8 protein-coding genes, 1 pseudogene and 1 other annotated feature are annotated in these 7,971 nt (G+C 29.4%); all 9 genes and pseudogenes read left to right on the forward strand.

The annotated features are described in order from the left end of the window. Positions 1-172 precede the first annotated feature (172 nt). Entirely contained in the window at positions 173-1,327 is a 1,155-nt protein-coding gene (locus KHW44_RS04080) for a glycosyltransferase family 4 protein (protein WP_304066298.1), read from the forward strand. Beyond that, positions 1,308-1,931 carry a TVP38/TMEM64 family protein gene (locus KHW44_RS04085; RefSeq protein ID WP_002836568.1) on the forward strand — a complete coding sequence of 208 codons (624 nt, stop codon included), beginning with the start codon at positions 1,308-1,310 and terminating at the stop codon, positions 1,929-1,931. Before KHW44_RS04080 ends, KHW44_RS04085 begins: the two co-directional genes overlap by 20 nt. A gap of 6 nt (positions 1,932-1,937) precedes the next feature. Next, positions 1,938-2,936, forward strand: a complete 999-nt coding sequence (locus KHW44_RS04090) for a glycosyltransferase family 4 protein (protein WP_304066304.1) — start codon at positions 1,938-1,940, stop codon at positions 2,934-2,936. Positions 2,937-3,063: 127 nt separating this feature from the next. Beyond that, entirely contained in the window at positions 3,064-3,384 is a 321-nt protein-coding gene (gene spoVG, locus KHW44_RS04095) for a septation regulator SpoVG (protein ID WP_035109536.1), read from the forward strand. Between the two features lie 124 nt (positions 3,385-3,508). Beyond that, on the forward strand, positions 3,509-4,519 hold the full coding sequence (asnA, locus tag KHW44_RS04100) for an aspartate--ammonia ligase (protein WP_094203741.1): 1,011 nt from the start codon (positions 3,509-3,511) through the stop codon (positions 4,517-4,519). A 106-nt stretch (positions 4,520-4,625) separates the two neighbouring features. Continuing rightward, the gene (locus KHW44_RS04105) at positions 4,626-5,960 is read left to right on the forward strand and encodes a TrkH family potassium uptake protein (RefSeq protein ID WP_002836562.1); all 1,335 of its coding nucleotides are present in this window, start codon (positions 4,626-4,628) and stop codon (positions 5,958-5,960) included. A 9-nt stretch (positions 5,961-5,969) separates the two neighbouring features. Next, a complete protein-coding gene (locus KHW44_RS04110) occupies positions 5,970-6,647 on the forward strand; it encodes a TrkA family potassium uptake protein (protein ID WP_002836561.1) in 678 nt (225 codons plus the stop codon). Further along, positions 6,625-7,356 carry an RNA methyltransferase gene (locus KHW44_RS04115; RefSeq protein WP_304066313.1) on the forward strand — a complete coding sequence of 244 codons (732 nt, stop codon included), beginning with the start codon at positions 6,625-6,627 and terminating at the stop codon, positions 7,354-7,356. Before KHW44_RS04110 ends, KHW44_RS04115 begins: the two co-directional genes overlap by 23 nt. A 19-nt stretch (positions 7,357-7,375) precedes the next feature. Continuing rightward, positions 7,376-7,563 (forward strand) — a binding site (T-box leader). A 37-nt stretch (positions 7,564-7,600) separates the two neighbouring features. Beyond that, positions 7,601-7,971: pseudogene (gene pheS / locus KHW44_RS04120) on the forward strand (phenylalanine--tRNA ligase subunit alpha); the annotation flags it as partial.

Consider the following 7,971-nt stretch of genomic DNA (forward strand, 5'->3'; position numbering starts at 1 on the left):
TTTGAATGGAGTGAAAACCAGCGCCTTGAGACGCTGGTTGGTATCACTCGGGCTTATAGCCCTTGAACAAACCACCCGTTTTACGGGTGGTCATGATTTGCATATAATGTAATAATATTGTAACAAATACACACCTTTCATTTATGTTATAATTTTAGGTGGAAGGTGTTTTATGAAAATATTAATAACTACAGATACATACAGACCGACAATAAATGGAGTTGTAACATCTATTGAATCTTTAAAAAAAGCTTTAGATAGATTGGGACACGATGTTAGGATTTTAACTTTTTCAGATAGTTTTAATTCAAAACAAGAAGACGACATTTATTATATGGGTTCTTTAGGAGCTGGAAAATTCTATCCGGACGCCAGAATGAATAAGTTATTTTATAATAGATTTTACGAAGATATAATGGATTGGAATCCAGATATAGTTCATTCACAAACAGAATTCACTATGTTTATCCAAGCAAAAAAAATTGCGAAGGATCTGGATATTCCTCTGTTGCATACGTACCACACTGTTTATGAAGATTACACGCATTATTTTTCTTTAAATAAAAAAATTGGCAAGGAACTTGCAAAACAATTTACGAAACAAATTATAAAAATGACTGACGGTGTAGTAGTTCCAACTAATAAAATATATAATTTGCTAACAGAATACAATATACATGAAGATATATATGTAGCACCAACTGGAATTAATGTTAAAAAGTTATCTGAATGTGACGATTTTGATATACGAAGTGGCTATAAAATTCCTGAAGATAAGCATATAGTATTATTTCTTGGAAGAATTGGTAAAGAAAAAAATATCACCGAAATTCTTCAGTATCTTGAAAACATTGATAGAGATGATATTGTGTTTATTATTGCAGGTGCAGGACCATTTCTTTCAGAATTAAAAGACATTTGCTCAAATTCAAAAATAAGAGATAGATTGATATTTACAGGAATGATTGATTCTTCAAAAGTAGGAAACTTCTACTCACAATCAGATGTATTCGTATCAGCTTCGACATCTGAAACTCAAGGACTGACATTTATTGAATCAATGGCATGTTCAACACCAATTATTTGCCGACATGATGACTGCTTAGATGGTGTTTTGATTGATGGTAAAACAGGTTATGGTTACGATACTGAAGAAGAATTTATCGAATATATAAATCAAATTTTGGACAATGAAAAACTTAGAGATGAAATGGGTAAAAATTGCAAACAATTAGTAGATGAAAACTATACAGAAGATTCATTTGCAAATAAAATTGAACAGATATATAAAAAGGTAATTGAAGATCATGCAAAATCTGTTAAATAAAATACTTGAAGCTGACAACAGAAAATTTCAAATTATTATCCATGTGCTAAATGCAATTGGAATATTAGTAAGTATTTGCGTTATGATTTATGCATGGAAAACTGGAATACTTAAAGATATCGATAAGTTTCAAGATTTCATGAATCAGTTTGGCAAATCAGCTGCTCTGATATTCATTTTATTTCAGATAATGCAAGTAATTATCCCGATAATCCCCGGTGGAATTACTTGCCTGGGTGGAGTAATTTTATTTGGATCTTGGATGGGATTTGTCTACAACTATGTAAGTATTTGTATAGGTTCAATAATTGTGTTTTTTATTGGCAGAAAATACGGTACTCCGTTGATAGTTGCGATTTTTGGAGAAAAAGCATATAACAAATACATCAAAATTCTTACCAAAAAGAATAGGTTTGACAATGTATTTGCAGCTTTGATATTTTTTCCGATTGCGCCAGATGATATGTTATGCTACATTGCGGGAACAACAAAAATGAAATTCAAAAAGTATTTCTGGATAATTATATTAGGAAAGCCTATGTCCATAGCGCTTTATTCATTGGGACTAGAAGTATTATTTAAGAAACTGATATTAAGGATTTAATAATAGATGAAAATTTTGATATACAAAGGTGATTATGATTTAGTAAAGCAAAGCGGTGTTGGTCAAGCAATTGAACACCAGGAAAAAGCTTTGAAACTAAATAATATTGACTACACAACAGACGAAAATGACGATTATGATATTGTTCATATAAACACAATAATGCCAAAATCAAAAAGTTTCGGTCGAAAAGCAAAGAAGCAAGGGAAGAAAGTTATTTATTATGGACATTCTACTATGGAAGATTTTAGAAATTCTTTTCGTGGAGCAAATTTATTGAGCGGACTTTTTAAAAAATGGATTATTAGTTGCTACAACATTGGAGATATTATTATAACTCCGTCACAATATTCGAAAAACATACTCGAAGGATATGGGATTAATAAGAAAATATACAGCTTATCAAATGGAATAGATCTTGACAAATTTAAAGACGACAAAGATAGCAGAAAGAGATTTCGAAATAAGTATAATTTGAAAGATGATGATAAAGTTATAATTTCTGTTGGGCATTTGATGAAGAGAAAAGGACTAGATGATTTTATAGAAGTTGCTAGAAAGCTTCCGCAATACAAATTTATTTGGTTTGGGTACACTAATCCAAAACTATTGACTACTCATATTAAAAAAGCCATAAAAAACAAACCGAATAATGTAACTATGGCAGGATATGTTGATCAAAAGGAACTGGTAGACTGTTATCATGGAAGTGATTTGTTTCTATTTATGACTAGAGAAGAAACAGAAGGAATTGTACTATTAGAGGCTTTTGCATCTAAAATAAAAGTTTTGGTAAGAGACATTAAAATTTACGAAGATATGTTTACTGATGGTAAAGAAGTTATCAAAGCAAAAACCAATGATGAGTTTAAAAATAAAATTATTAATATAATAAATGGCAAATATTCTACTGTTGAAGAAGCGTATAGATATGTTAAAGAACGAAGTGTTCAGAGAATTGGAGAAAAAATGAAAAATATATATTTAAAACTAGACAATGCTTAATGTTTAATGATATCTTAATCTCGCAAAAATATATTATTAATAAATGTTTTGTTTAATATTTACATTTATTTACAAAAGACTTTTTTAGATGTATAATTATATATATAAAACACAAGGTGGTGAGGTTATGCAAATTACAGATGTTAGAGTTAAAATATTAAATATTGATAACAGATTAAAAGCTATCGCTTCTGTTACTTTTGATGATGAAATAGTAATTCATGACATCAAAGTTATTGAAGGTGAAGATGGTTTATTCTTGGCTATGCCTAGTAGAAAAATCGGTAATGATAAATATCGTGACATAGCTCATCCAATTAGTTCTCCAGCCAGAGAAAAAATTGAAGTAGCAGTTATCAATAAATACAACGAAGAATTTGAAAAGCAATCTTCTGATGAAACTGAGCCAGTGACTGAAGAAAATATAGAAACTGCAGAAAATGAATAGTACAAAAAGCATCTATCAAGGTGCTTTTTTTAGTGCGGCAAAAGCAGATAAAAAAATATTTTACATATTTCGTATGTTTGATATAATAATAGAATATGGTTAATTTTGAATAAAGGAGAATTTTATGGAATTACAAGTACCGAAAGGATACAAGTCCTCTTTGGATTTATTAGAAACACAAAAAGCAATTAAAATTATCAAAGATTTTTTTCAATATAGGTTGTCAGAAACTTTAAATTTGACTAGAGTTTCGGCGCCGTTATTTGTTAGAGCTAATACTGGAATTAACGATAACTTAAATGGTATCGAAAAACCTGTAGGTTTTGAATTCTTGGAAGATGGTTCGATGAGTAGGTTGGAAATCGTCCAATCACTTGCAAAATGGAAGAGAATTGCATTGAAAAATTATGAGATTCCAGTTGGTGAAGGAATTTATACAGATATGAATGCCATCAGACCATCAGAAATTTGTGACAACACGCATTCATTGTATGTGGATCAATGGGATTGGGAAAAAGTAATTTCTAAAGAAGACAGAAACGTTGAATTTTTAAAGGATACTGTAAGAAATATATATCAATGTTTTTTGGACACACAAACAATGTTGGTTAATTCTTATGATGATTATGAAAAAATACTTAGAGATGAAATTACTTTTGTAACTACTGATGAATTAGAAGAAATGTATCCAGATAATACTCCAGATGAAAGAGAAAATTTGATTACAAAAAAATATGGATCAGTGTTTTTGATTGGAATTGGTGATGCATTAAAATCAGGAAAATCTCATTCCGACAGATCTCCAGATTATGATGACTGGAGTTTAAATGGAGATATTTTAGTTTATAATCCTGTTTTAGACAATTGCCTTGAATTAAGCTCTATGGGAATTAGAGTAGATAAAGATAGATTGATATATCAATTAGACAAAAAACAAAATAATGATAGAAAAAACTTGGAATATCATCAAATGCTACTTAATGATTTACTTCCTCAATCTATAGGTGGAGGTATTGGTCAATCTAGAATTTGTATGTTCTTCTTACAAAAAGCTCATATTGGAGAAGTTCAATCATCAATTTGGCCTAAAAATATGTTAGAAGAATGTGATAAATTGGGAATTAAATTATTATAATCGTATTTTACAAAGAGTTATTTATTTGAATAAATAAGTAACTCTTTTTTGTAAAATGTTCAATAATTTGTTTTACTTTTAAATTCTTTTGTAGTATGATTTGTTTATGAAACATTTAAAAAAATATTTAGAAGACAATCCGCCATTGGTGTTGATTCTAAGTTTCCTTTTTTTGATTATAGTAGGATCATTATTATTGTCATTACCTATAAGTCAAAATGCAACAAAAGTTCCATACATTGATTGTTTGTTTACAGCAACATCTGCCGTATGTGTAACAGGTCTTGTTACAGTTGCAACATATAGCGCTTGGAGCGTTTTGGGGAAATTAATTATTATCATTTTAATCCAAATGGGCGGACTAGGTTTTATGACATTTGCAACCTTAATTGCACTTGTCATGGGAAGAAGAATTACTTTAAAAGATAGATTAATTATTAAAGAACAAACAAATAGTATTGATATGCAAGGAATGGTAAAACTAATTAGATATATACTGATATCTACTTTTTCCATTGAAACAATTGGTGCTTTTTTACTGATGACGAAATTTATACCAATGTATGGTTTCAAAGGAATTTTTTATAGTTTCTTCCATTCAATTTCAGCTTTTTGTAATGCGGGATTTGATATTCTGGGACCAAATTCTTTAATTGATATAAATACTAACTTTTTTATTTTGTTAGTAATTGGACTTTTAATAGTAATAGGTGGTATTGGTTTTAATGTAATACTTGATGTGTTGCACAATGGTTTTGATTTTAAGAAATATTCATTACATTCAAAAATTGTACTTACAACAACTGTGTTGATGTTATCTATAACATCAGTTTTAATTTTAGCAATGGAATTTTTGAATCCAGAAACAATCGGTAATTTAAGCTTGGCAGACAAGATATCTAATTCGGTTTTTCAAGCTGTGACTTTAAGGACAGCTGGTTTTGCATCAATTGATCAATCAAAATTATTGGACAGTTCAAGTGTTTTGTCTATATTGAATATGTTTATTGGTGGATCTCCAGCAGGTACTGCAGGAGGTATTAAAACGACAACATTTGCACTGTTAATTATTGTGGCATTGAGCGAAATCAAAGGTCAAGAAGATGTGGAAGTATTCAACCGTAGAATTAGATTTTCACAAGTAAAAAAAGCTTTAGCTATCATTACTTTATCAATGGTTTGGGTAATTTTTGTTACATTTGCAATTTTAGTTATAGATAAAGCAAAATATTTAGATGTAGTTTACGAAGTAGTAAGCGCATTTGGTACAGTTGGTTTAACAAGAAGTTTAACACCAACTTTAAATATTATTTCAAAGATTTTGATAATTTCCACTATGTATATAGGTAGAGTAGGATCATTAACTATTTTATTTGCGTTGTCTAATACAAAGAACAAGAAAGCTTACAAAGAAGCTCATGAAAATATTATAATAGGTTAGGTTTTAATTATGAAACAATTTGTAGTAGTTGGCTGTGGTAGATTTGGTAGAGCATGTGCTATTGAATTATCCAATACAGGCCACGAAGTATTATTAATAGATAATAATGAAGATACTGTAGATGAAATGAGTCGTATTGTTACTCACGCAGTGTATATTGAACATTTGACAGAAAATTCATTGAGTTCAGTTGGTGTTGGGAATTTCGATGTGGCAATAGTTGCAATATCTTCGAATTTTGAAGCATCGATTCTATCTACTGTAGTTTGTAAAAAATTAGGCGTTAAGAAGGTAATCACAAAGGCTAAGGATACTCTTCACGGCAATATTTTGCTCAAAGTAGGGGCAGATAGGGCAATCATTCCAGAAAATGATTCAGCAGTAAGACTTGCTAAGAGTTTGATAAGTGATCAAATTTTTGACTATATTGAATTTACAGATGATTATTCAATTGCAGAGATTACTCCAAAAAAAGAATGGATAGGAAAGAACTTCATAGATATCGGAATTAGAAGTAAATACGGTATTAACGTTGTTGCTGTTAAGAATAATGGAGAAATGAATATCAACCCTTCACCAGAATATACAGTAAAGTTTGAAGATTACTTGATAGTAATTGGATCAAATAAAGATTTGGAGAAAATTACTGAAACAGGTGATAAAGATGATAACCTCTACTTCAAATAAAATATACAAGCACGTAAAATCACTTTATAAGAAGAAATATAGATATAAAACTAACGAGTTTGTAATAGAAGGTTATAAGCTTTATGAAGAAGCGATTAAATCAAATTTAAATATCAAACAAATAATACTCAGAGAAGGGGAAGATTTGATTGATGGCTGTGTTTTTTTTGATTCAAAAACTTTCAACAGTCTCAGCGAAATGAATAATCCTGAAGGTATAATTTGTGTAGTTGATTTTATTGAAAAAAAACATAATAATACAGATAAAATACTTTTTTTGGAATGCATTAACGATCCAGGGAATTTGGGTACAATAATCAGAAGTGCTGAAGCTTTTGGTTATAATAAAATTATTTTATCTGACAATAGTTGCGATATTTATAATTTGAAAACTATTAGAAGCGCTATGGGTAGCTTATTTAGAATAAATATTTCATATGAAAGCATACATGTGCTAGAAAATTATAAATCAAATGGATTCAAAATTTACGAGACATCATTGGAGAAGAATTCTAAAAGTATTCTAGAAATTAAAGACAAAGAAAAACATGTTCTAATAATTGGAAATGAAGCAAATGGAATTAGTGATGAAATTAAAAAATACGCTGATGAATTTTTGATAATTCCTATGGATAATGTTACAGAATCTTTAAATGCTTCAATAGCTGCAAGTTTGAGTATGTTTTACCTATCAAAATTGACAAATTAGTAGTTATATTATACAATAATTAAAAATGTTGAAGAAGAAAATACAAAACTAGATACACAGAGAGATATGGGTTGGTGTGACATATTTATCGAATTTTGTTGGTTCGCTTTGAAGTTGCTGATATAGCCGTATAGAGTGCGTTAAACTTACGAGTGATGTTATCATAAATTGGGTGGTACCGCGGAAATACAATCTTTCGTCCCATAGGGGATGAGGGATTTTTTTATTGTTTAAGGAGAAAATAATGAAAGAAGAAATTTTAAAAATTAAAGAAGAAACTGTCGGTTTAATCGATAATGCCAGTGATTTAAAATCTTTAGAAGATATTAGAGTAAAAGTCCTTGGAAAAAAAGGTGATTTGACACTTGTTCTAAGAAATATGGGTAAACTTTCTAAAGAAGAAAGACCGATTATGGGACAATTAGCAAATGAAGTTAGATCTGAAATTGAAGAATTATTGTCCAATAAATTTGAACAATTAAAACAAGAACAAAAAAAGATAAAATTAAAAGAAGAAGAAATAGATGTAACTGCAAATAGAGGTGTCAGAGAAATCTCTCACAGACATCCACTTAATGAAACAATAATCCAATTGGAAAATTTATTCCAAACAAT

This window comes from Finegoldia magna, assembly GCF_018371055.1.
GTDB lineage: Bacteria > Bacillota > Clostridia > Tissierellales > Peptoniphilaceae > Finegoldia > Finegoldia magna_I.